A 22,144-nucleotide genomic window follows, 5' to 3' on the forward strand; every position below is an offset into this window, starting at 1 on the left:
TGCGGCGGGCGTGCAGCGATGAAACTGCTTGCTGCATGACGTACGTGCCTCGCGCACCGTGGCGTTCACCTGCCGAGGCCTGCGGAAACGGGTTACCGCTGGTTAGGCAGGAGATCGTACGGCGCGGGCGTGTGGGGGTTGTGCGGGTTCGGGGGTGGTCCGGAGCCGGGTATGTGCAACGTCGAGGGTTATGTGAGGGGCACTCAGCTTCGTCTCACCGTCCCCTTACCTACGCTCCAGGACAGCCGTCACCCCCTGCCCGCCCGCCGCGCACACCGAGATCAGCCCACGCCCCGAACCGCCCTTCTGCGCGAGCGACTTGGCCAGCGTCGCCACGATCCGCGCCCCGGTCGCCGCGAAGGGGTGACCGGTGGCCAGGGAGGACCCGGTCACGTTCAGCCGGGACCGGTCCACGGGCGCGAGGCCCCGCTTCTCCCACGCCGCCAGCGTGGCCAGCACCTGGGACGCGAAGGCCTCGTGGATCTCGACGAGGTCGAAGTCGGGGAGGGACAGTCCGGCCCGCTCCAGCATCCGCGGGACGGCGTACGCCGGTGCCATCAGCAGCCCGTCCTCGCCACCCGCGACATCGCCCCGCACGAAGTCCACGGCCGCCGTCTCATAAGCGGTGAGGTACGCCAGCGGTTCCAGCCCTCTGCGCTCGGCCCACTCCTCGCTCGCCAGCAGCACGACCGCCGCACCGTCCGTCAGCGGAGTCGAATTGCCCGCCGTCATCGTCGGGTCGGGCCGGTCGAGGCCGAACACCGGCTTGAGCGCGGCGAGTTTCTCCGGCGTCGAACCGGGGCGCAGGTTCTGGTCCCGGTCCAGGCCCCGGAAGGGCACGACCAGATCCTCGAAGAAGCCCCGCTCGTACGCCGCAGCCAGCCGCTGGTGACTGGTCGCCGCCCATTCGTCCTGGGCCGCGCGGGAGATGCCCCAGGCTCGTGCCGTGACGGCGGCGTGCTCGCCCATGGACAGCTTCGTGCGAGGTTCGGCATTGCGGGGGATGTCGGGTACGAGGTGGGACGGCCGCACACCGGCCAGTGCCCTGAGCCGGCCGCCGAGCGACTTGGCCCGCCGGGCCTGCAGCAGGATGCGGCGCAGCTCGTCGTTGACGCCGAGGGGCGCGTCGCTCGCCGTGTCCGCGCCGCCGGCGATCGCCGACTCGGTCTGGCCGAGGGCGATCTTGTTGGCGGCGGCGATGACGGCCTGGAGACCGGTACCGCAGGCCTGCTGGATGTCGTACGCGGGTGTGCGCGCGTCCAGCTTCGAGCCGAGGACGGTCTCGCGGGCGAGATTGAAGTCCCGGCTGTGCTTGAGGACAGCCCCGGCGACGAGCTCGCCGACCGCGCCCGGGCCGCCCAGCTCGTAGCGCTCGACCAGACCGTCGACCACGGCCGTGAGCATGTCCTGGTTGGACGCCGTGGCGTACGGGCCGTCCGAGCGGGCGAACGGGATACGGGTGCCGCCGATGATCGCCACACGCCGGACCGCCGGTGCCAACAGAGAGCTCATCTCCACCCACTCCTCATGTCCACCACCGACTTACCTCGGGTAACCTTACTCCGGAGTCAGCACCGGAGCGCGCACTGGGAGTGGGACATGGCCGACCGCTATCTGAGCTTCACCGGCACGGCCCCCGGCCGCTTCCTCACCCGCCGGCTCGGACTGCCGCAGCCCGCCGCGCTCCAGCGCTGGTCACCGGAGCGGCCCTTGCTGAAGGGCGACCGGCTGCTCCTGACGGCCGGCAAGTCGGACCTCGGCCTCGCCGATGCCGGTACCGGTGCCGGTACCGGTGCCGGTACCGATGCCAGCGCCCGTACCGCCCTGGGCCTCGACCTGACGACCGCCCCCTCCGGGAAGCCCGCCGCCGTCGTCCTGGACGCCACGGGCGTGCGGGACGTCGAGACGCTCGCCGAGGTGCACGCGGCTCTGCACCCCGTCGTGCGGTCGGTCGCCGAGAGCGGCCGGGTCGTGGTGCTCGGCGCGCCCCTCGACCCCACCGACCATCACCAGGCCGCCGTGCAGCAGGCCCTGGAGGGCTTCACGCGCTCGCTCGGCAAGGAGATCGGGCGGGGCAGGACGGTGAACCTCGTCCGGCTGACGGACACGCGTGCGGCCGAGTCGACCCTGCGCTTCCTCCTCTCCCCCAAGTCGGCGTACATCAGCGGCCAGGTGATCGAGGTGGGTTCGGCTCCGCCGGACGTCACCGCACCCCACGACCCCGACCGCCCCCTCACCGGCCGCACCGCGCTGGTCACGGGCGCCGCGCGCGGCATCGGCGAGGCGGTCGCCGAGACGCTGGCCAGGGACGGCGCCCGGGTCGTCGTCCTGGACGTCCCGCAGGCCGAACAGGACGCCCGGCGCGTGGCCGACCGGCTCGGCGGCACCGCGCTCGCGCTCGACATCACCGCCCCCGACGCGGGCGCGCGCATCGCCGACGCACTGCCCGACGGGCTGGACGTCCTGGTGCACAACGCCGGGATCACGCGCGACCGGCGACTGGTCAACATGCCCGCCGAACGCTGGAGTTCGGTACTCGACGTCAATCTCGCGAGCGTGCTGCGCACGACGGACGCCTTGCTGGAGAGCGGGACGCTGAAGCGGGGCGGGCGGATCGTGGCGACGGCGTCGATCGCGGGGCTGGCCGGGAACGCCGGGCAGACCAACTACGGCGCGAGCAAGGCGGGCGTCGTCGGGCTGGTCCGAGCCCTCGCGCCACGCGCCCTCGCCGAGCACGGGGTGACGGTGAACGCGGTCGCGCCCGGGTTCGTCGAGACGAAGATGACCGCCGCGATTCCCCTGTTCATCCGGGAGGCGGGGCGCCGGATGAACTCCCTCGCGCAGGGTGGACTGCCGATCGATGTCGCCGAGACGACCGCCTGGCTGGCGGATCCGGGATCCTCAGGCGTCAACGGCCAGGTCGTCCGGGTATGCGGCCAGAGCCTGCTGGGGGCGTGATGTCCCTGGTCCTCACCGCTCCTCCTTCGCTTGCGCCCCTGCTCGCCCGGGGCGCCCTGCTGTCACCCTTCAAACGCCCGGACCCGCAGGCGGAGTTCCCGCGCACGAGGCTCGTCCTGCCGGACCTTCGCGTCGACCTCGCCCGGCTGGCCGCCTACGAGAGGGTGTGCGGGTTCCCCACCGGGGACGACGCCCTGCCGGTGACGTATCCGCATGTGCTCGGCTTCCCGCTGGCGATGCGGCTGATGAGCGGCCGGGACTTCCCGCTGCCGCTGCTCGGTCTCGTCCACACGTCGATCACCGTGACCCGACACCGTGCTCTCACCGCCACCGGTGCGTACGAACTCTCCGTGCGCGTCGACGGATTGATGCCCCACCGGCGCGGGACGGAGGCGGCCGTGATCACCGAGTTGCGGGCCGGCGACGAGGTCGTGTGGGAGTCGCGGAGCACCTATCTGGCCAGGCACCGCCCCGCCGACGGTGGGGCGGCAGCACATGAGCGGAGCGTGCGGGACGGCTTGGACGCGCTGGACGTGCCGGAGCACGAGCCGCTGCCCGCCGTCGCCGAGTGGCGGCTCGCCGCCGACGTCGGACGCCGCTACGGCTCCGCCTCCGGCGACCGCAACCCCATCCATCTCCACCCCCTCACCGCCCGCCTGTTCGGCTTCCCGCGCGCCATCGCGCACGGCATGTGGACGGTGGCCCGCTGCCTCGCCGCGCACGGCACTCCGGAGGCGGTGCGGGTGCGGGCCGGCTTCCGGGCGCCGGTGCTGCTGCCGGGGACGGTGACGTACGCCGCGCAGGGCGGGCTGTTCGAGCTGCGGGGCGGCGAGGACCGCGTCCACCTGGCCGGGGAGGTCTACCCGCTCGCCTCGTGAGGGGCGTCCGGCGGCGACCAGGGCCGCCCGTCCATGAGGTTGCCGAGGCCGGCCCACGCGAAGTTCATCAGCGTGGCCGCCGCCTCCCGTGCCGTGACGGTCGGCGTGGCGTTGGCCCAGTCCGCGAGGGACTCGGCGGCGCCGACCAGGGCCTCGGCGAGACCGCCGACCTCGCTCTCGGGGAGGTCGGGGTCGCGGTGGGCCTCGCGCGCCGCCACGAGGATCAGCTGCGTCACGAACTCGACGATCTCCGCGCGCATCGCGGCGACCTCGGAGGCGAAGGGTTCGCCATGGGTGCGGGCCTGGAGGTGCAGGACGGACCAGGCGTCCGGGTAGTGCGAGGTGTGGGCGAAGAACGCCCGCAGCCCGTCCCAGAGCTGACGGTCGGCGGGCAGCTCGGTCCGTACGCCGGAGCGCACCGCGACGACGAGCGCGGCGGCCTCGCGCCGGATGCAGGCGGTGAAGAGGTCTTCCTTCGAGTTCAGATACAGATAGACCAACGGCTTCGAGACACCCGCCAGTTCGGCTATCTCGTCCATCGACGCGGCCATGTACCCGCGCCTGCCGAAGGTCCGCACGGCGGCGTCCAGCATCTGCTGCTCACGGACGGCCCGCGGCATCCGTTTGGTCTTCACGGCACCCATGGCCGTTAGCGTACGGGCCGGGAGGGAGATCCCACCCGGCCCGCTGTGAACAGCTGTCCTACTTGTCGTCGTTCAGCTCGTCGGCGAAGCGTGCCACCCGGTCCGTGAGCAACTGCCCGTCGACGGGCGGCAGAGCCGTCAGCCGCGGCAGCAACTGCGCGGCGAGCAGGGTGGACAGGGCCGAGGTGTCGGCGCTGGTGCCGTCGGTCCGTACGACCACCGGCTGCGGGGCCCTGCCGGCGAGCTTCGCGCCCACCTCCAGGCGACGCCGGGCGAGTTCGTACTGCAGGACCGCGCGGTTGTCGCGGTAGGCCTTGGCCAGAGCGCGCTGGGCGCGTGCCTCGTTCTCGGCGGCGATCAGGCCGCTGCGGCCCCGCGTCTCGATCTCGAACCGCACGCGCTGGGCGTTGGTCTCCTGCTCCTCCAGCAGCTGGGCGACCTCTTCACGGGCCCGGTTCAGCGCGGCCTTGACCTCGACAATCCGGGCGTCGCGTACCTTCTTGGCACGCTCGATGTCCATGCCCAGCTGGTCGATGCGGCGCTTGCGGATCAGCCCCCACTCCTGGTCGTACGCCGTGCGCTCCTTGGCGACCCGCTCCCGGGTGGCCAGGTGCTGCTGGTACTGCGCCGGCAGCTGCACGTCCGGGATGTTGGAGCCGGTGATGCGCACGCCGTAGCCGGACAGCTGACGGTTGAGCAGCTCCTGCATGTCGGCCACGTCCGAACCGCGCAGGTCGTACGCCCGCTCTGTGCGCATCTTGCGCGCCCGCTGCCGGATCGCGTCCTGTACGGCGCTGGAGAGCACCAGGTCGAAGTTGCCCGCGCCGATCGTGCGGACGAACAGCACGGCGTCGGTGATGCGGAACTTCAGGAAGAACTCGATGGAGCGCAGCGGCACGTTCTCCTGCGTCGGGCAGGCCATCACCGGCGCGGAGTAGGGGATCTCGGTGGCGGTGTCGACGACGAAGTCGACCCGGGACCACGGGTGCCACAGGTAGTGGCGTCCGGCATCCAGGGTGCGGATGACGGCGCCGTAGCGGGTCAGCACGCCGTTGGTGCCCTGCTCGATCTCGACGATCGAGGAGCGCCACCACCACAGCACGCCGATCAGCAGCAGGACGACGCCGCCGACGTAGGAGAGGGTGGCGAGGGTGCCGTAGGCGAGGTCCCCGGCGACGGACTCGGAGTCCGCCTCCTGCAGGGACAGCATCACGCCCATGAGCAGGGCGTAGACGCCGAGCCACAGCGGCAGCATCCACCACAGGCGACGCCGGTGGCGGGGGATGATGACCGGGATCAGGGTGTCGGCCTCGCCGCCGCGCAGCAGCCGCGCGATGTCGCTCCAGGGGGCGACCTTCTCGGAGATGACCGACCGGCGGTGGGAGGAACGGGCGGTGCTCACTGGTCGGCCCCCTCGGAGACGTCAGAGCTGACGGAGCTCTCGGAGCTCCCGGAGCTCTCGTAACGGTCGGTCGGTTCGGGCTGTTCGGGAACCTGCGGCACCGTCGGCCGCTCGGCCGCCAGCAGCGCGCCGATCTCGGTCTCGCGCGCGGCGATCCGCGCGGACACCTCGGCGAGACGCGACCGTACGGCTGCCATGTCCTCGTCGGTGAACAGTTCCGTGCCGCGCTCGCCGACCAGCTCGCGGGCGAGCTCCAGGAAGTCGATGCCGGCGCCGCCGTCCGTCGCGCCGCCGATGCGCACCAGCCGGGGCAGGTGGTCGGCGACCTGTTCCAGCGTGTCCAGCACCTGCTGCTGGTAGCGGTACTCCAGGATCTCCGGCGCCTCCGCCGCGGTCACCGCGCGGATGTCGAGGGCCTGCGCCTCCAGCAGGGCCGCGTTGGCCTTCGCCTCGGACTCGGCCTGGACGTAGCGCTGCCGGGCGAGCGCCTCGGCGCGGTTGGTCTCGCGCTCCACGGCGGTGTCCATCTGCGCCTGGTACTGGGCGATGTCGGCCTGGATCGCGGAGAGCGTCTCGTGGCTGGAGGCGAGTTCGCGGGTGAGGTCGCCCTCGTCCTGCTCCTTGCGGAGCTGGAGCGCGTACTCGTGCGTGTACGCCTCCTTGGCCACCCGCACCATCTCGGGGGCCGCCAGGTCCATGCGGTAGCGCTGGTCGGACGGTTCGGCGTGGGTGATGTTGGCGTTGGTCAGCTCGACGGCCGGGCGGAACTGCTGGTTGAGCAGGTCCAGCAGCCGGCCGGTGTCCTCGCCGACCATGTCGTAGATACCGGCGGCTTCCTGTTCGTAGACGAGGGTGCGGATCGTCTCGCTCACCGCGTTGCTCAGCTTCTCCTCGAAGCCGCGCACCGCGCCCAGCGTGTAGACGAACTCGGTCGGATCGCTGATCCGGAACTGGATGAACAGGTCGATCGACGCCTTCACGCCGCCCTTGGTCGGTGCCTCGCGCACCGGAGCGTTGAAGGGGTACTCGATCGTGGTGTTGACGATGTACGACACCCGCTTCCACGGGCTCAGCAGCACGATCCGGCCCGGGCCGACGACCCTCTCCAGCTTGCCGAAGCGGGTGATCATCGCCTGGCATCCGTCCGGCACCATGACCATGCCCTGGCGCCACCACACGAAGGCGACGGCGCACAGCGAGATGACCCAGTAGTGCACGCCGAACAGCGGGTTGGTCAGGACGTCGGCGCCGGACGCGCCCACGATTCCCGCACCCACCGCGCCCAGCACGAGCAGCGTCAGCACGGGCAGCATGGAGATCAGCGAGCGGCCCTTGGGGATCACCATCGGGCAGATGGCGTGCACCGTCTCGGTGCCCTCGCGCACCTGCTCGCTGCGGCCGAGCGCCTCGCCGGCCTCGTCCAGCGGCACCGTCTTCTGCCGCATCACGGTAGCGGTGGACCCGCCCTGTTCCCGGGCGGCCGGGAAGTCGGCCGGGTCGATGCCCTGGCCCTGGGCGTCGTACTCCTCGCCACCGTCTCCCCGTGTCCCCCGCCCGCCGATCTGCCGCCGCAGTTCGTCCTGCGCGGCCGTCCTCGGATCGGTTCCGGAGACGACGGCGTCGGCAACGCGTCGTGCGCTCTTCTTCGCCTGCGCGCGCGCTCGTGCCACGGTTCCCCCTTACGTTCACGAATTCCGGTGCGAACAGCCGTTCCACCGACGTGGATCCGGCCGTCCCACACCATGGATCCGGACAAGCGTAAGGGCGGGGCCCGCGCAGCTACCGAGCGGTATCGCTGCCGGGAAGCGGCAAGCTAGGAGGTCTGGCCCTGCGTCCGAGCCGCCTCGTCGACCACGTCGTCCTCCTGGTTGCGGTTCGCCTCCAGGTTGGCCTTCACGCGGTCGACCTTCTGCACGATCTGGACGGAGGCGCGGTCGCGCTCCTTGCGCAGGACGACGAAGCTGATGGGCGCCGAGAGCAGCAGCGCGAGCAGGACGATCCACATGCCGTTGGAGTCGCCCAGGCCACGCGGGACGAGGCCGGAGTAGACGAGGCCCCAGACGACCACGAGGCAGCCCGCGAAGATCCCGAGGCGCATCAGTGTGTAGCGGAGCATCTCAATCCACTCTTCCGATTCCAAAAAGGGCCACTGTCCAGTGAAGCACGCGGGTGGGCCGATCTTGCAGGGGGGTCGCCGGGGTGGGTCACTCGAGCGGCAGCAGCATGATCACGTCTTCCCGGTCGTCGCCCGGTGCGACCCGGATGGCGTCCGGGATCCGGCCGACCTCCTTGTAGCCGCAGGAGCCGTAGAAGTGTTCCAGGCCGAGCCCGCCGCGGCAGGTGAGGCGGATCGCCTCGATGCCGTCGAAGGTACGGGCGGCCTGCTCTGCGGCGGTCAGCAGGTCGCGGCCGTAGCCCTTGCCCTGGTGGCGGGGGTGCACCATCACCGTGTAGAGCCAGATCCAGTGGGTCATCAGCCGGTGCGAGTTGAAGGTGAGGGATGCGGTCGCGGCGACCCGCCCGTCCTCGTCGTGTCCGACGAGCAGCCGCCTGCTCCGGTCGGCCATCCCGGCGAACTGGCGCACCAGCTCCGGCCGGACCTCCTCCCGTGTCACCGGCGGCACGAAGCCCACGGCTCCGCCCGCGTTGGAGACGTCGGTCCACAGGTCGAGGATGCCGTCACGGAGGTCGGGCGTGACGGCCGGGTCGAGCGTGAAAGTAAGGGACACGGCGCAATCGTAGCCATTACACGGAGCGCGGCGAAAGCCATTACGACAACGCCCGCGCCGCCACTTTCAGGTCCGAGACCAGCCCCGCGTACGCCGCCTCCCGGTCCGCGCCGTCCTGGGCCCGCAGCACCGACGACGGATGCACCGTCGCCACCAGCTTCTCCGGGCGGCCGTGGATCTCGCGCTCCAGCAGCGTCCCGCGCACCTCCCCGACCCGGAACGACGACCCCAGCAGCGCCTTGCCCGCACTCGCGCCCAGCAGCACGATCAGCTCGGGCTCCACGACGGCCAGTTCGGCCGCCAGCCAGGGACCGCACGCGGTCATCTCGCGCAGGGTCGGCGCCTTGTGGATCCGGCGCTTGCGGGGTTCGGCCTGGGTGAACTTGAAGTGCTTCACCGCGTTGGTGACGTACGCGTCCGCCGGGTCCAGGCCGGCTTCCTGCAGCGCCCTGTCGAGCAGGCGCCCGGCGGGACCGACGAAGGGCTTGCCCTGCCGGTCCTCCTGGTCACCGGGCTGTTCGCCGACGAGCATGACGCGGGCGTTCCGGTCGCCGACGCCGAAGACGGTCTGAGTGGCGTCCCGGTGGAGCGGGCAGCCCCGGCATTCGGCGGCGGCGCGGCGCAGGGCGGGCAGGCCGCCACGGTCGGGGAGGAAGGGTTCAGCGGTGTAGGCGTCCTCGGGCGCCTTGGTGCTCACCATGGCGGACGGGTACCACGGCCCCGCCCCTCGGAATCACACCCGCATCGGCTGGGGGGACTCGCGGCGCACCGGGTCCGGACCGTCGTACTCACGGATGATCTCGTAGCGAGTGTTCCGCTCGACCGGGCGGAAGCCCGCGTCCCGGATGAGGTCCAGCAGGTCCTCGCGGGTCAGCTTGTTCGGCGTGCCGTAGTTGTCCGCGTCGTGAGTGATCTTGTACTCGACGACCGAGCCGTCCATGTCGTCGGCGCCGTGCTGGAGGGCCAGCTGGGCGGTCTGGACGCCGTGCATGACCCAGAAGACCTTGACGTGCGGAACGTTGTCGAACAGCAGACGGGACACCGCGAAGGTCTTCAGGGCCTCCGCGCCGGTCGCCATCTGGGTCCTGGCCTGGAGGCGGTTGCGTACCTTGCCGTCCTTCATGTCGACGAAGTCGTGCTGGTAGCGCAGGGGGATGAAGACCTGGAAGCCGCCCGTCTCGTCCTGCAGCTCACGCAGGCGCAGGACGTGGTCCACCCGGTGCCGCGGCTCCTCGATGTGGCCGTACAGCATGGTGCTCGGGGTCTTCAGACCCTTCTCGTGCGCCAGGCGGTGGATCCGGGACCAGTCCTCCCAGTGGGTGCGGTGGTCCACGATGTGCTGCCGGACCTCCCAGTCGAAGATCTCCGCGCCACCACCGGTGAGGGATTCCAGCCCGGCGTCGATGAGCTCGTCGAGGATCTCCGACGCCGACAGACCGCTGATCGTCTCGAAGTGGTGGATCTCCGTGGCCGTGAAGGCCTTCAGCGAGACGTTCGGCAGGGCGGCCTTCAGCTCGCGCAGGGAACGCGGGTAGTAGCGCCAGGGGAGGTTCGGGTGCAGGCCGTTGACGATGTGGAGTTCCGTGAGGTTCTCCGCCTCCATCGACTTGGCCAGCTTCACGGCCTCCTCGATGCGCATCGTGTACGCGTCCTTCTCCCCCGGCTTGCGCTGGAAGGAGCAGTACGCGCAGGAGGCCGTACAGACGTTGGTCATGTTGAGGTGACGGTTGACGTTGAAGTGGACGACGTCGCCGTTCTTGCGCGTGCGCACCTCGTGCGCGAGGCCGCCGAGCCACGCCAGGTCGTCCGACTCGTACAGCGCGATGCCGTCCTCGCGGGACAGCCGCTCGCCGGAGCGGACCTTCTCCTCCAGCTCGCGCTTGAGCCCGACGTCCATGCGTGCACCTCTCTCGGAAAGACTCCGTAAACCGTACTCCCCGCCCCTTCGGGCAGGGTGACCGCCATCAGGCGCTACGCGTCCTCTTCCTCGGGCAGCTGTCCGACCCGGTTCTCCCACTTGGTGGAGAGCACGATCGTCGTACGGGTCCGGGAGACGCCCTTGGTGCCGCTGAGCCGGCGGATGATCTTCTCCAGCCCGTCCACGTCGGCCGCGCGGACCTTGAGCATGTACGAGTCGTCGCCCGCGATGAACCAGCAGTCCTCGATCTCACCGAGGTCCCGCAATCGGCTCGCGACGTCCTCGTGGTCGGTGGCGTCGGACAGCGAGATGCCGATCAGCGCGGTGACGCCGAGGCCGAGCGAGGCGGCGTCGACGGTGGCGCGGTAGCCGGTGATGACGCCGGCCGCCTCCAGCCGGTTGATCCGGTCGGTGACGCTGGGTCCCGACAGGCCGACGAGGCGTCCCAGCTCCGCGTAGGAGGCCCGGCCGTTCTCCCTCAGGGCCTGGATGAGCTGCCTGTCCACCGCGTCCATGCGATCGAAGCCTTCCGGTGAAGAGTTCCGAAGTGATGAGAGTTACTGCGACTTGCTCAGATGGCGTTCATGTCGTGCGGGTTCCGCCGCCGAGTTCGCCCTTCCAGCGGCGGTAGAGCCGGTGCTCGACGCCCGCCGCGTCGAGCACGCGTCCGGCGACGAAATCGACCAGGTCCTGGATGTGGGTGGCCCCCGCGTAGAAGGCGGGCGAGGCGGGTACGACGGTGGCGCCCACGTCGTCCAGGGTCACCAGGTGCCTCAGCGTCTGGCCGTTCAGCGGGGTCTCCCTGACGGCCACGACCAGCTTGCGCCCCTCCTTGAGGGCCACGGCCGCCGCGCGTTGGAGCAGGTCCTTCGACAGGCCCAGCGCGACGCCGGCGACGCAGGCGGTGGAGGCGGGCACGATCAGCATGCCCTTCGTGGGGTACGACCCCGAGGACGGGCCTGCGGCGAGGTCCCCGGCGTTCCAGTACCGCACGCCCTCGATGTCCGTCTCGAAGGTCCCGGGCTTGCCGTCGGCGCCGCGCGCGAGCCACTCGCGCAGGTCGTCCTGCCAGTGGGCGTCGCGGAAGGAGATCCCGGTCTCGTCGAGGAGCGTGAGCCGGGACGCCCTGCTGACGACCAGGTCGACGCTCTCCCCCGCGGCGAGGAGCGCGCGCAGCACCGCGGCGGCGTATGGGGTGCCGGAAGCGCCGGACACCCCTACGATCCAAGGCGTACGCGGCGTCTCTCCTGGCTTGACTGGGTTCACGACACCGAGCCTATCCGGCCGTACGGGGTGGGAACCGACCAAGGGGGGCCGGGCGTTCCCCAAGGGGACGAGTTGGGCGGTGGGGTGGCCATGGCGGGTACGTCGGGTATGGCGGGCACGTGGGGTGCGGAGCGACGCGAGTGGTCGCGGGGTAACCGCGCGCGGACCGCGGCCAAGCTGATGCTGGTCTGGGTGGCGCTGCTGTGGCTGCTGGAAGTGGCCGACGTGCTCAGCGGGCACGCGCTGGACGGCTTCGGCGTCGTCCCCCGCACCCCGTCCGAGCTGGTCGACGTCGCCCCGGCCGCCTTCATCCACTTCGGCTTCGCCCACGTCGCCGCGAACAGCGTGCCGTTGCTGGTCCTCGGCTTCCTGGCCGCCCTCGGCGGCATCCGCCGTTTCGCCGCCGTCTGCGCCCTGATCATCGTCGCCGACGGCCTCGGTGTCTGGCTGATATCCCCGTCCGGCACCAACACCGCGGGAGCCTCCGGCCTGATCTTCGGCCTCTTCGGCTACCTCCTGGTCACCGGATTCGTGGAGCGCCGCCCGCTCGGCATCCTGACCGGCCTGCTGGTGGCCGCGATCTGGGGCACCTCGATACTGGCGGGCCTCGCCCCGACCCAGTCCGGCGTCAGCTGGCAGGGGCATCTGGTGGGGCTGGTGGCGGGGGTCGCGGCGGCGTTCGTGCTGCGGCGGCGGGCGGATGGGGCCGGGCTCAGGGCCGGGGGCGCGCTTTAGGGTCGGCAGGGAGGCTCGCGGTGGGGATCTTCAGCTTGCCGAGTGCGGAGTCGATGGTCAGGTCGGGGCCGTAGGGGATGGTGTCGCGGCCGCGGTAGCCGTCCGGGCCGGGGTTCCACATCGTCACGGCGTGGCCTCTCATCGGGTCGAGGACCAGGTAGTTGGCGATGCCTCGGTCGGCGTACCAGCGGGTTTGAGCTCGTAGTCGCGACGGCTGCTTTCCGGAGACACCACTTCGGCGACGAACTCGATCAGGTCGGGCGAGTAGGCGCTCCGGTTCCGGGCCGCCGCCGCGGCCGGGATCGCCGCGAGGTCGGGGCAGAACTCGTTCCCTTCGTCGAAAGGGAACACCACATCGCTCACCAGCGCCCAGTCCGGGGCCACCTGCGGCTCTACGGCGGCCCAGATGGCGCGAACGGTGCCGCCGTCGAACGGCCTGACCGGATACGCCACGACGTTGCCCTCAACGATCTCCGTCCGGAAGCCCGGGAAGGCGTCCTCGAGCCGGGCGAGCTGAGCGTGCAGGCTGTTCACATGGCCGGAGACTACTCAGACCGTCAGACCCCGGACCAACAGATCCAGCAGCGCACACACGAACAGGGCGATCCCGATGAACCCGTTGACGCTGAAGAACGCCCGGTTCAGGCGGGACAAGTCGTGCGGGCGGACGATCGAGTGCTCGTAGACGAACGCGCCGGCGACGATCAGCAGGCCCAGCCAGAAGAAGGTGCCCGCGTCCGTGGCGAGGGCGTACCAGACGAACAGCGCCGTCGTCACCGTGTGGCAGGCGCGGGCGCCCCAGATCGCCGCCGGGATGCCGAAGCGGGCCGGGACCGACATGACGCCGATCTCGCGGTCGGTGTCGACGTCCTGGCAGGCGTAGATCAGGTCGAAGCCGCCGATCCAGATGCCCACCGCGAGGCCCAGGATCACCGCGTCCCAGGACCAGGTGCCGGTGACCGCCAGCCAGCCGCCGACCGGGCCCATCGCCTGGGCAAGACCCAGGATGGCCTGGGGGAAGTTCGTGAAGCGTTTGCCGTAGGGGTAGACCACCATCGGGATCACCGCGATGGGGGCGAGGGCCAGGCACAGCGGGTTCAGCAGGGCCGCCGAGCCCAGGAAGATCACCAGGGCGATCAGGGCGCCGGTCCAGGCGTGCCGGACCGACATCGCGCCCGTCACCAGCTCGCGCTGGGCAGTGCGCGGATTACGGGCGTCGATCTCGCGGTCGATGATCCGGTTCACCGCCATGGCGAAGGTCCGCAGACCCACCATGCAGATCGTCACCAGGAGCAGCCGCCCCCAGTGGATGTTCTTGTCCCACTGGAACATCGCGGTGAGCGCGGCGATGTACGCGAACGGCAGCGCGAACACCGAGTGCTCGATCATCACGAGGCGGAGGAACGCCTTCGTGCGTCCTGGCTGCGGAATCGCGGCGGAGGCGCTGCTCACAGTCCGTACTCCTTCCAGCGGCGGTCGACCTTCGCCGCCGTCTCGGGGTCGGACTCCACCATGTCGGGCCAGCCGCCGTCGCGCGTGTAGCCCTCCTCGGGCCACTTCTTCGTCGCGTCGATGCCCGCCTTGCCGCCCCAGAACTGCTGGTAGGAGGCATGGTCGAGATGGTCGACGGGGCCTTCGACGACCGTGAGATCACGGGCGTAGTCGGTGTTGCCGAGCGCCCGCCAGGCGACCTCGTGCAGGTCGTGGACGTCACAGTCGGAGTCGACGACCACGATCAGCTTGGTCAGGGACATCATGTGCGCGCCCCAGATCGCGTGCATCGTCTTCTGGGCGTGCTTCGGGTACTTCTTGTCGATCGAGACGATCGCGCAGTTGTGGAATCCGCCGGCTTCCGGCAGGTGGTAGTCCACGATGTCCGGGATGATGATCTTCAGCAGGGGGAGGAAGAAGCGTTCCGTCGCACGACCCAGGGGCCCGTCCTCCGTCGGAGGGCGGCCTACGACGATCGACTGCAGCAACGGCCGCTTCCGCATCGTCACGCAGTCGATCTTCAGCGCCGGGAACGGCTCCTGCGGCGTGTAGAACCCGGTGTGGTCGCCGAACGGCCCCTCCGGCAGCATCTCGCCGGGCTCCAGCCACCCTTCCAGCACGACCTCGGCCTGCGCCGGCACCTGCAACGGCACCGTCTTGCAGTCCACCATCTCGATCCGCTTGCCGGAGACGAACCCGGCGAACAGGTACTCGTCGATGTCACCGGGGAGCGGCGCGGTGGACGCGTACGTCACAGCGGGCGGACACCCGAAGGCGATGGCGACCGGCAGCCGCTCACCGCGCCTCGCCGCGACCTGGTAGTGGTTCCGGCTGTCCTTGTGGATCTGCCAGTGCATGCCGATCGTGCGCTTGTCGTGGCGCTGGAGGCGGTAGAGCCCCAGATTCCGTACGCCCGACTCCGGGTCCTTGGTGTGCGTGAGCCCGAGGTTGAAGAAGGAGCCGCCGTCCTTGGGCCAGGTGAACAGCGCGGGCAGCCTGTCGAGATCGACCTCGTCGCCCTGCAGCACGACCTCCTGCACGGGCGCGCCTGCCGACTTCACCTTCTTCGGCGGCACGTGCGTCATCGCGCCGAGCTTCCCGAAGGCCTCGCGGACCCCGACGAAGCCGTGCGGCAGCTCGGGCTTGAGCAGCCCGCCGATCTTGTCGGAGATCTCGCCGTACGACTTCAGGCCCAGGGCCTTGAGCAGGCGCCGGTCGGTCCCGAAGACGTTCATCGCGAGGGGCATCGAGGAGCCCTTCACGTTCTCGAAGAGCAGCGCGGGACCGCCGGACTTCTGTACGCGGTCGACGATCTCCCCGACCTCGAGATACGGATCGACCTCAGCCTTGACGCGCTTGAGGTCGCCTTCGCGCTCCAGCGCCCTGAGCAGGGAACGAAGATCGTCGTAAGCCATGGGGTCAAGTATCCCCGAGCGGCTACCCTGGCCCTTAACCCGGGGGCCGCGCTCCCGGCCCGACGACCGTTTCGCTGGAGAGGGGACCATGCTCCGCGTGCTGATGTTCCTCGTGCCACTGGCTCTGAGCGTCTACGCGTTCATCGACTGCATCAGCACGAAGGACGACGAGATCCGCCACATGCCCAAGCCGCTGTGGGCCATCCTCGTCCTGGTGTTCCCGCTGGTCGGCTCGATCTCCTGGCTCATCGCGGGCAAGAAGCGCAGCCCGGCGGCCGAGGGCTGGTCCGGGGTCCGGGACCAGCGGCGGCGGCAGTGGGTCGCGCCCGACGACAATCCGGAGTTCCTGAAGTCCCTGGACGAGGACGGCGACGGGACGAAGGACGACAAGCCCAAGCGGGACGAGCCCTGACACGGAGCTGCGGCTCCATCGAAGGACGCGCAGAGCCACTGGCCTACGCCTGGTAGAGCTCGCGCAGCTCCCTCAGTCGTGCCAGTTCCCGTGCCGCAGCCGCGCGATTGCCGAGGTCGAGGGCCATCGTGCCGCGGCCGTAGGCGTAGAAGACGTCCTCGCGCGTCTGCGGGTCGAGTCCTCGCACCCTGCGCAGGGCGAAGAAGCAGACGTCCAGGGAGAGCTTCGTCCCCGACAGCCAGTCTCGGGCCGGGGCCGTGAGGTGGTCGCGCAGGACGTCCTTGACGTGGTCGCGCGTCAGACGGTCGGCCTCGTCGGGGCGGGGGACGCCGGGATGGTACGGGTGATCCGCGAGGTCGTCCGCCAGGTCGGCCAGCGTCCGCACGATCTCGTGGGCCGCATCGAGGGCGCCGGGGTCCGACGTGAGCAACTGCCGCGCCAACTCCCGGGCCTCCCGGCACCGTCCCTCGTCATCGCCGCACGCGGCCACGAAGGCGGCCAGCGCACCACCCCGCTGACGCAGCTCGGCCACCTGCCAAGCCCACTCCCGACCCGCCACGAAGCCTCCCCACCCCGGCGTTCCTCGTGATCACCGGGCCACGCCACACAACACCCGGCGCACACCTCCCCGCCACCGATTTACCGGGGCATCGCCTCGCGCCCGAACGCGGCGAGGGCAGCGAAGTCCGGGTCGCGCAGCCCGAGCCGCGCATCCACCCGCCGGAGCAGCGCGGGTCCGTCGTGGCGGGCGGCGACGAAGTGCCGGTCAGCGGCGTCGAGTTCGTCGTCCACCCAGGCGAACGGCCTGCTTCCAGCGTGCGCGACGAGGTGGCGGGTCTTCCAGAAGGTGCCGTCCGGCCCCTCGTCGTGCATCGCCGGCCACTCCACCACGGCCAGCTCCGGCAGACCGAGCACCGGCGAGATGAAGGTGTTCGCCTCCGCTCCCCACGTGGTCGCCCACACCAGGTCGTACCGTTCTCCCAGTTCGAGAAGCCGCCGACCGTGGTCGGCGTTGAGCCACACCCGCAGCGGCCGCACTCGATGCGCGGGCGTGTCGCCGTGCTGGGCGAGCCAGCCCTCGGGCTTCATACGGTGGGTCGAGTAGCCGTCGGGGCGGCGCTCGGGCTTCGCGGCGTACGGGTTGAGCGGACCGTCGACGTCGAGGTAGAGCAGGGGGCGGCGCACTGGGCTGCTCCTCTCGGCGTGAGGGGCGTGGCAGCGAGCGTAGCTCCGGTGCCGGGCCGGGAGCCTCCGCTTTTCCGCGGCCCAAATCCCTTCAACGGGGAGAGCCGGGTAACGCTCCGTCCTTGCGGCACGTGGGTAGTCATCCCAGGTCGCCCCCGCGTCTCCCCCACAGGAAAGTGAGAGGCATGGAGCTCTTGGATCACGCGACAGCCCGCACCTGGCTGGCCACCGCCGTCGAGGAGGCGCGCGCCGGGCTCGCCGAGGGCGGCGTCCCGATCGGTGCCGCGCTCCATGGCCCGGACGGGGCCCTCCTAGGCCGCGGGCACAACCGGCGCGTGCAGGACGGTGACCCGTCGATGCACGCGGAGACGGCCGCGTTCCGGGCGGCGGGGCGGCAGCGGTCGTATCGCGGAACGACCATGGTGACCACGCTCTCGCCCTGCTGGTACTGCTCCGGACTGGTACGGCAGTTCGGGATCTCGCGTGTCGTCATCGGCGAGGCGGTCACCTTCCACGGCGGGCACGACTGGCTGGCCGAGCACGGCGTGCAGATCGTGCTCCTCGACGACCCCGAGTGCATCGGGATGATGCGCGACTTCATCAGGAACAGTCCGGCACTGTGGAACGAGGACATCGGTGAGTGAGCCACGGATTCCCACGATCGACCTCGGGCCCTGGCTCGAAGGCGGCACCCAGGCGCGCGGCGCGATCGCCCGTACCGTCGACGAGGCCCTGCAGAGCGCCGGCTTCCTCCTGGTCACCGGGCACGGAGTGGACCCGGCGCTGCGCGGACGGATCCGGGAGGCGGCCCGCGCCTTCTTCGTGCTCCCCGTCGAGGCCAAGCAGGCCTACGAGGCCAAGGTCGGCGGCCGCGGCTGGCTCGGCCCGGGCGCCGAGGCCAACGGCTACGCGGAAGGCACCGAGACGCCGCCGGACCTGAAGGAGTCGCTGACCTTCGCGACGCACGAGCCCTTCGAGGATCCGATCGTCAACGCCGAGTGGTACGCGCCGAACGTCTGGCCGGCCGAGGTGCCCGAACTCCGGGCGCTGTGCGAGGAGTACCTGGCGCGGATGGGCGAACTGGAGAACCGGCTCCTCTCCCTGCTCGGCCAGGCCCTCGGTCTCGAACCGCACTTCTTCACCCGGCACATGGCCCACCCGACGTACGGCTTCAACATCAACTGGTACCCGGGAGCGGAGGTGATCGGTGCGCCGGAGCCCGGTCAGTTCCGGATCGGGCCGCACACCGACTTCGGGACGGTGACGATCCTCGACCGGCAGGAGGGGAAGGGCGGGTTGCAGGTCTACACGGACGAGGGCGGCTGGGAGGACGCGCCGTTCGATCCGGCGGCGTTCACCATCAACATCGGGGACCTGATGGCCCGTTGGACCGGCGACCGGTGGCGGTCCGGGCGGCATCGCGTCCTGCCGCCACCCGCCGACGCCCCCGCCGAGGAGCTGATGTCCCTCGTCTACTTCGGTGAGTGCACGCCCGGCACCCGCGTGGAGTCGGTGCCCGCGCCGGTGGGACGGGTGGCGTACGCGCCGGTGGACTCGCATGTGTACCTGCGGGAGAAGCTGAACTCGATCACGGTCGAGTGATCGCAGCGAGCCGTTTCTCAGTAAGGGTTGCCTCGTTGGGCGAGATACCACCCGTTCGGGTACGTCCCCCGCCGCGAATGGAGCCGCCCGTGCGAATGACTGACATCCAGCGCTGCGAAGTCCGGCCCGGACGACTCGTCGAATGGACGCTCAGTCCGGCAACCGTCGCGACGGCGGCAGACCTCCCGCAGGACTCCCGGCCACCCGCGTACAACCAGGAGTCGCACATGAGGACGGTGCGATCCGTACGCGAGGACGGTCTGTTCCTCCCGACCTGGCTCGGCACCGCGTTCGACATCCCGGGCCAGGTCGATCTCGACGTCCTTCAGGACGCCCTGTGTGCCTGGACGCTCCGCCACGAGACACTGCGCAGCGGCTTGCGCGGGGTCGGGGGTGAGATGCGCCGATTCACGCTCGACGCCGATGCCGTGTCCCTGCACCGCGAGGTGATCGGCGACTTCCCCGACGCGGCGGAACTGGTCCGGCGCCTCCAGGACCGCTTCGACGTGGCGACATACGCGCTGGACTGGCCGAACTTCCTCTACGCGGCGGTCGTACGGGACGGCGGGGCGAGCGTGTACATGGCCTTCGACCACAGCAACGTCGACGGCCACTCCATCCAGCGCATCCCCGGCGAGATCCACGAGCTCTACGCGGCGGGTGTCGAGGGCCGCACAGTCGAGCCACCGCCCGCCGCAAGCTACGTCGACTTCTGCGAGATCGAGCGGGCCGACGCGGACCGGATCGACGGCAGGCACGAAATCGTCTCCCGGTGGCGGGAGTTCATCCACCGCTGCGACGGGACGCTGCCCAACTTCCCCGTCGACCTCGGTCTGGACCCCCACGACAGGATGCCCGGACAGAAGCTGATGCAGGAGATGCTCGTGAGCGCGGACGCCGCCGCCGCGTTCGAGGCGTACTGCCGGCCCTACGGCGGGAGCCTGGTCGGCTACCTGGCCGCCACGAGCATCATCGTCCACGAGATCGGGGGAGAGCCCGTGTACCGCACCGTCGTGCCGTTCCACACCAGGGTGAAATCCCGGTGGTCGGAATCCGTGGGCTGGTACGTCGGCGGCGCGCCGATCGAGATTCCCGTAGCGCGGGCGTCCGGCCTTCCCGGTGTCATGACGGCGGTGCGCCACGCACTGCGGGCGAGCCGGCCACTGGCCCGCATGCCCCTCGCCCGGGTGCTCCACCTGCTCGGTCCGGATTTCCGTCCGGCCTCCCTCGACCACCACTCGGCCGTCTCGTTCCTCGACGCCCGGGGTGTCCCCGGAGCAGAACACTGGGCGGAGTGGAAGGCATACGGACTGGGACGCGTCTCGTACGGCGACAAGGTGGGCGTATGGCTCAACAGGTTGCACGAAGGCCTCTGGTTCGCGAGCCGCCACCCGGACACCGACGTCGCGCGGAAGAACATGCGGCTGTACGTGGAGCGGCTGCGGGACGTCATCGTCTCGACCGCCGCGTAGTCCCGGGGTGGCACTCAGGAGCCGCCCTCCAGCACCTCGATCAGCCGCTCGAAGCGGGCCCGCCAGCGCTGCTCCGACTCCGTCTCGCCCTGGAACTCGTGCGTGAAGCGCAGGGCGGTCCCCGTCTCGCCGTCCCGTTCCAGGTGGAACCGCAGGCGTCCGCCGTCCTCGACGGTGTACTCGGCGACCCGCTCGACGTCCCAGGCGGTGACCTGCCCGGATCCGACGTCATGCAGGGAGATCGCGCCGCCGAGCCTGGGTTCCAGGACGTCGACGGGCGTGAACCAGGCAGCGAGCCCTTCGGGCGTGCCGAGCGCCGGCCAGACGGTCTCCACTGGCCTCGGGAGCCGCACCAGGAAGTGCAGGATGTGCGTGTTCCCGTGGGTCTGGCTGATGCCCTGTTCTACGGAACCGCTCATGACACCAGCCTGACCCCGCCGGGGGCGATGTGCACCCGTTACGGACGCTGACCTGCACGGTCGACGACGGCCCGGTCCAGGATCGCCGTGTTGCTCGTGACCCGGCCCTTCTTGATGTCCGAGTAGTCCTCGGTGGCCACGGAACGCTCGCCGAGGAACTCGAAGGTCTTCGCATCGAAGATCCACTCGTCCCGGGTCGGGTTGTCCGGATCGTCCCGGGTGATCGCGACCCCCCGCCGTCCGGCGGCGTCCACCACGTCCTCGACGACCTTCACGCCCGGGATCCGGGCGACCGCGCGGAAGAGTGCCGCGCCCTGCTCCGGGGGCATGATCGCGTCCCGGATCAGATCGCCGACCAGCACGAACATCGCCTGATGGGTCTCCTGGCCGCTGTGCGCCGGGCCGACCTCGGCCAGCCAGTCGTACATCTTCTCCGGGTCGGTGGGGAGCGTCGACAGGTGCCGGTAGTTGGTCGTGATGTCGTAGCCGGGCTCGCCCGGGGCGGGGTCGGGGTCCGTGGCCCACTGACCGCGCCCGTCCTCCCGGACCAGCCCCTTGCGGGTGCCGTCCACCGATGTCCACTCTTCCGACCTGTGCAGAGGCTGGATCGTGGTCCCCTTCCCCTCCTCGTACCCCGCGTACGACACCTTGCTGTCGACGTACACGAACTGGTCGTCGCGGATCTCGCCGTAGCCGCCGCCCGCGTCCCCGGCCGCCAGCGCGATGTCCTCCAGCACCGCGGCGGCCTTGCCGGTCGGCTGCACGCTCGCGCCGTCGGACGACGGCAGGACCACGAACATGACGGCGGCAGCGGTCGCGACGGCGGTAGCGGCGAGCGCAGGGTGCAGCCACCTCCTGGAGAGTGCACGCCCATCGGTCTCGTCTCGCCGGATCTCGGTCATCAGATGCTCCTTGAGCAGTCGGTGACGGCCCGGCGGAAGGTCGTGCTCGGGAAGTCGGCTCATCGGTTTCCCTCCCTCATGGGCCCGGCCGCGGTGGTGCGGTCACCTCTCATCTGTCCATCCAGGTGGGGCGGTTCCATATGCTTCGCGAGTTTTGTCCGAGCACGCGAGAGCCGCGATCGTACGGTTCCGACCGGCACCCCGAGCGCCTCGGCAGCCGCCCGGTAGTCCAGTCCCGACCACACGCACAGCGCCAGCACCTCACGCTCGGCCCGCCGCAGCCTGACCAACGCAGTCCGTACGAGGGCCAGTTGCGCGGCGTCGTCGATGCGCTCGGCGACCTCGTCGGCGAAGTCCCGTACGGTCTCGTCGCGCGGCAGACGGGCCACGGCGGCCGTGTGTCTTCGGGTCGCCCTGCGGAGGTTGCGCGTGACGTTGGTGGCGATGCCGAGCAGCCAGGGCCGTGGCGAACCACCCTCCTCGTCGAGCCTCTCCCGCAGCCGCCAGGCCTCCAGGAAGGTCAGCGAGACGACGTCCTCGGCCACCGGCCACTCGCCGGTGAGCCGGAAGGCGTGGTTGTAGACAGAGCGTGCGTACGCGTCGAAGAGCTCACCGAAAGCGTCGTGGTCCCCCGCGCGGATGCGTTTCCGCAGATTCGTATCCACGCCTTCTACCTGTCCTTACGACGAAGGCCGGTTCCCGTGACGCAGGTCACA

At 70.5% G+C, this 22,144-nt stretch carries 26 protein-coding genes; 7 read left to right on the forward strand and 19 right to left on the reverse strand.

Features of this window, described 5'->3' with window-relative positions; translation table 11 throughout:
* Positions 1-225: 225 nt before the first annotated feature.
* Entirely contained in the window at positions 226-1,512 is a 1,287-nt protein-coding gene (locus tag ACFY5C_RS29530; protein ID WP_389449508.1) for an acetyl-CoA C-acetyltransferase, read from the reverse strand.
* Between the two features lie 87 nt (positions 1,513-1,599).
* Here ACFY5C_RS29530 and ACFY5C_RS29535 point away from each other — a divergent pair, with 87 nt between their 5' ends.
* Entirely contained in the window at positions 1,600-2,958 is a 1,359-nt protein-coding gene (locus ACFY5C_RS29535; RefSeq protein ID WP_389449511.1) for a 3-oxoacyl-ACP reductase, read from the forward strand.
* Positions 2,958-3,836, forward strand: a complete 879-nt coding sequence (locus tag ACFY5C_RS29540) for a MaoC family dehydratase (RefSeq protein WP_389449514.1) — start codon at positions 2,958-2,960, stop codon at positions 3,834-3,836. Before ACFY5C_RS29535 ends, ACFY5C_RS29540 begins: the two co-directional genes overlap by 1 nt.
* Here ACFY5C_RS29540 and ACFY5C_RS29545 read toward each other — a convergent pair.
* From ACFY5C_RS29545 to ACFY5C_RS29585, 9 genes are all read right to left on the reverse strand, one after another.
* Positions 3,818-4,480, reverse strand: coding sequence for a TetR/AcrR family transcriptional regulator (locus ACFY5C_RS29545; RefSeq protein ID WP_389449516.1), 663 nt, complete (start codon positions 4,478-4,480; stop codon positions 3,818-3,820). The two genes, ACFY5C_RS29540 and ACFY5C_RS29545, sit on opposite strands and share 19 nt — an antisense overlap.
* A gap of 58 nt (positions 4,481-4,538) precedes the next feature.
* Positions 4,539-5,882 (reverse strand): SPFH domain-containing protein, encoded by a 1,344-nt coding sequence (locus ACFY5C_RS29550; RefSeq protein ID WP_389449519.1) that lies wholly within the window; start codon positions 5,880-5,882, stop codon positions 4,539-4,541.
* Complete coding sequence (locus ACFY5C_RS29555; protein ID WP_389449522.1) at positions 5,879-7,552, reverse strand: SPFH domain-containing protein; 1,674 nt, start codon at positions 7,550-7,552, stop codon at positions 5,879-5,881. The genes ACFY5C_RS29550 and ACFY5C_RS29555 overlap by 4 nt, the downstream gene beginning before the upstream one ends.
* Before the next feature lie 143 nt (positions 7,553-7,695).
* Positions 7,696-7,998 (reverse strand): DUF4229 domain-containing protein, encoded by a 303-nt coding sequence (locus tag ACFY5C_RS29560; RefSeq protein WP_389449525.1) that lies wholly within the window; start codon positions 7,996-7,998, stop codon positions 7,696-7,698.
* An 88-nt stretch (positions 7,999-8,086) separates the two neighbouring features.
* A complete protein-coding gene (locus ACFY5C_RS29565; RefSeq protein ID WP_389449527.1) occupies positions 8,087-8,611 on the reverse strand; it encodes a GNAT family N-acetyltransferase in 525 nt (174 codons plus the stop codon).
* Positions 8,612-8,651: 40 nt separating this feature from the next.
* Positions 8,652-9,311 (reverse strand): UdgX family uracil-DNA binding protein, encoded by a 660-nt coding sequence (locus ACFY5C_RS29570; RefSeq protein WP_389449530.1) that lies wholly within the window; start codon positions 9,309-9,311, stop codon positions 8,652-8,654.
* Between the two features lie 33 nt (positions 9,312-9,344).
* Positions 9,345-10,508, reverse strand: a complete 1,164-nt coding sequence (mqnE, locus tag ACFY5C_RS29575) for an aminofutalosine synthase MqnE (protein WP_389449533.1) — start codon at positions 10,506-10,508, stop codon at positions 9,345-9,347.
* Positions 10,509-10,582: 74 nt separating this feature from the next.
* Positions 10,583-11,044: an Lrp/AsnC family transcriptional regulator gene (locus tag ACFY5C_RS29580; protein ID WP_389449536.1), complete on the reverse strand. Its 462-nt coding sequence runs from the start codon at positions 11,042-11,044 to the stop codon at positions 10,583-10,585.
* A gap of 67 nt (positions 11,045-11,111) precedes the next feature.
* A complete protein-coding gene (locus tag ACFY5C_RS29585; protein ID WP_389449539.1) occupies positions 11,112-11,795 on the reverse strand; it encodes a UbiX family flavin prenyltransferase in 684 nt (227 codons plus the stop codon).
* A gap of 90 nt (positions 11,796-11,885) precedes the next feature.
* Between ACFY5C_RS29585 and ACFY5C_RS29590 the strand changes: the two genes are divergently transcribed.
* On the forward strand, positions 11,886-12,530 hold the full coding sequence (locus ACFY5C_RS29590) for a rhomboid family intramembrane serine protease (protein ID WP_389449541.1): 645 nt from the start codon (positions 11,886-11,888) through the stop codon (positions 12,528-12,530).
* Here the strand turns inward: ACFY5C_RS29590 and ACFY5C_RS29595 are convergent.
* From ACFY5C_RS29595 to ACFY5C_RS29610, 4 genes are read right to left on the reverse strand one after another with little or no spacing between them, the layout of a single operon-like run.
* Complete coding sequence (locus tag ACFY5C_RS29595) at positions 12,508-12,672, reverse strand: hypothetical protein (protein ID WP_389449544.1); 165 nt, start codon at positions 12,670-12,672, stop codon at positions 12,508-12,510. The genes ACFY5C_RS29590 and ACFY5C_RS29595 overlap by 23 nt on opposite strands.
* Positions 12,669-13,064 (reverse strand): Uma2 family endonuclease, encoded by a 396-nt coding sequence (locus ACFY5C_RS29600; protein ID WP_389449547.1) that lies wholly within the window; start codon positions 13,062-13,064, stop codon positions 12,669-12,671. Before ACFY5C_RS29600 ends, ACFY5C_RS29595 begins: the two co-directional genes overlap by 4 nt.
* 15 nt (positions 13,065-13,079) lie before the next feature.
* The gene (gene mqnP / locus ACFY5C_RS29605) at positions 13,080-13,982 is read right to left on the reverse strand and encodes a menaquinone biosynthesis prenyltransferase MqnP (RefSeq protein WP_389449550.1); all 903 of its coding nucleotides are present in this window, start codon (positions 13,980-13,982) and stop codon (positions 13,080-13,082) included.
* Positions 13,979-15,436 (reverse strand): menaquinone biosynthesis decarboxylase, encoded by a 1,458-nt coding sequence (locus ACFY5C_RS29610; RefSeq protein ID WP_389449553.1) that lies wholly within the window; start codon positions 15,434-15,436, stop codon positions 13,979-13,981. The genes mqnP and ACFY5C_RS29610 overlap by 4 nt, the downstream gene beginning before the upstream one ends.
* Before the next feature lie 88 nt (positions 15,437-15,524).
* Between ACFY5C_RS29610 and ACFY5C_RS29615 the strand changes: the two genes are divergently transcribed.
* Positions 15,525-15,848: a PLD nuclease N-terminal domain-containing protein gene (locus tag ACFY5C_RS29615; protein WP_389449556.1), complete on the forward strand. Its 324-nt coding sequence runs from the start codon at positions 15,525-15,527 to the stop codon at positions 15,846-15,848.
* Between the two features lie 43 nt (positions 15,849-15,891).
* On the opposite strand, the gene ACFY5C_RS29620 is transcribed toward ACFY5C_RS29615, so the two are convergent.
* On the reverse strand, positions 15,892-16,407 hold the full coding sequence (locus ACFY5C_RS29620) for a hypothetical protein (protein WP_389449558.1): 516 nt from the start codon (positions 16,405-16,407) through the stop codon (positions 15,892-15,894).
* 80 nt (positions 16,408-16,487) lie between these two features.
* A complete protein-coding gene (locus ACFY5C_RS29625) occupies positions 16,488-17,033 on the reverse strand; it encodes a hypothetical protein (RefSeq protein ID WP_389449561.1) in 546 nt (181 codons plus the stop codon).
* 185 nt (positions 17,034-17,218) lie between these two features.
* Here ACFY5C_RS29625 and ACFY5C_RS29630 point away from each other — a divergent pair, with 185 nt between their 5' ends.
* The 3 genes from ACFY5C_RS29630 (at position 17,219) to ACFY5C_RS29640 (ending at position 20,107) form a co-directional block, all read left to right on the forward strand.
* The gene (locus ACFY5C_RS29630; protein WP_389449563.1) at positions 17,219-17,677 is read left to right on the forward strand and encodes a nucleoside deaminase; all 459 of its coding nucleotides are present in this window, start codon (positions 17,219-17,221) and stop codon (positions 17,675-17,677) included.
* Positions 17,670-18,635: an isopenicillin N synthase family dioxygenase gene (locus ACFY5C_RS29635; RefSeq protein WP_389449566.1), complete on the forward strand. Its 966-nt coding sequence runs from the start codon at positions 17,670-17,672 to the stop codon at positions 18,633-18,635. The genes ACFY5C_RS29630 and ACFY5C_RS29635 overlap by 8 nt, the downstream gene beginning before the upstream one ends.
* A gap of 89 nt (positions 18,636-18,724) precedes the next feature.
* Complete coding sequence (locus ACFY5C_RS29640; RefSeq protein WP_389449569.1) at positions 18,725-20,107, forward strand: condensation domain-containing protein; 1,383 nt, start codon at positions 18,725-18,727, stop codon at positions 20,105-20,107.
* Positions 20,108-20,121: 14 nt separating this feature from the next.
* On the opposite strand, the gene ACFY5C_RS29645 is transcribed toward ACFY5C_RS29640, so the two are convergent.
* Genes ACFY5C_RS29645 through ACFY5C_RS29655 form a run of 3 tightly spaced genes read right to left on the reverse strand, consistent with a single transcriptional unit; the run spans position 20,122 to position 22,093 of the window.
* A complete protein-coding gene (locus ACFY5C_RS29645; RefSeq protein ID WP_389449572.1) occupies positions 20,122-20,526 on the reverse strand; it encodes an SRPBCC domain-containing protein in 405 nt (134 codons plus the stop codon).
* Between the two features lie 38 nt (positions 20,527-20,564).
* Complete coding sequence (locus tag ACFY5C_RS29650; protein ID WP_389449575.1) at positions 20,565-21,491, reverse strand: CU044_5270 family protein; 927 nt, start codon at positions 21,489-21,491, stop codon at positions 20,565-20,567.
* Entirely contained in the window at positions 21,488-22,093 is a 606-nt protein-coding gene (locus ACFY5C_RS29655; RefSeq protein WP_389449578.1) for an RNA polymerase sigma factor, read from the reverse strand. The genes ACFY5C_RS29650 and ACFY5C_RS29655 overlap by 4 nt, the downstream gene beginning before the upstream one ends.
* Positions 22,094-22,144 lie beyond the last annotated feature (51 nt).

This window comes from Streptomyces sp. NPDC012935 (assembly GCF_042900345.1).
In the GTDB taxonomy this organism is placed as follows: Bacteria; Actinomycetota; Actinomycetes; order Streptomycetales; family Streptomycetaceae; genus Streptomyces.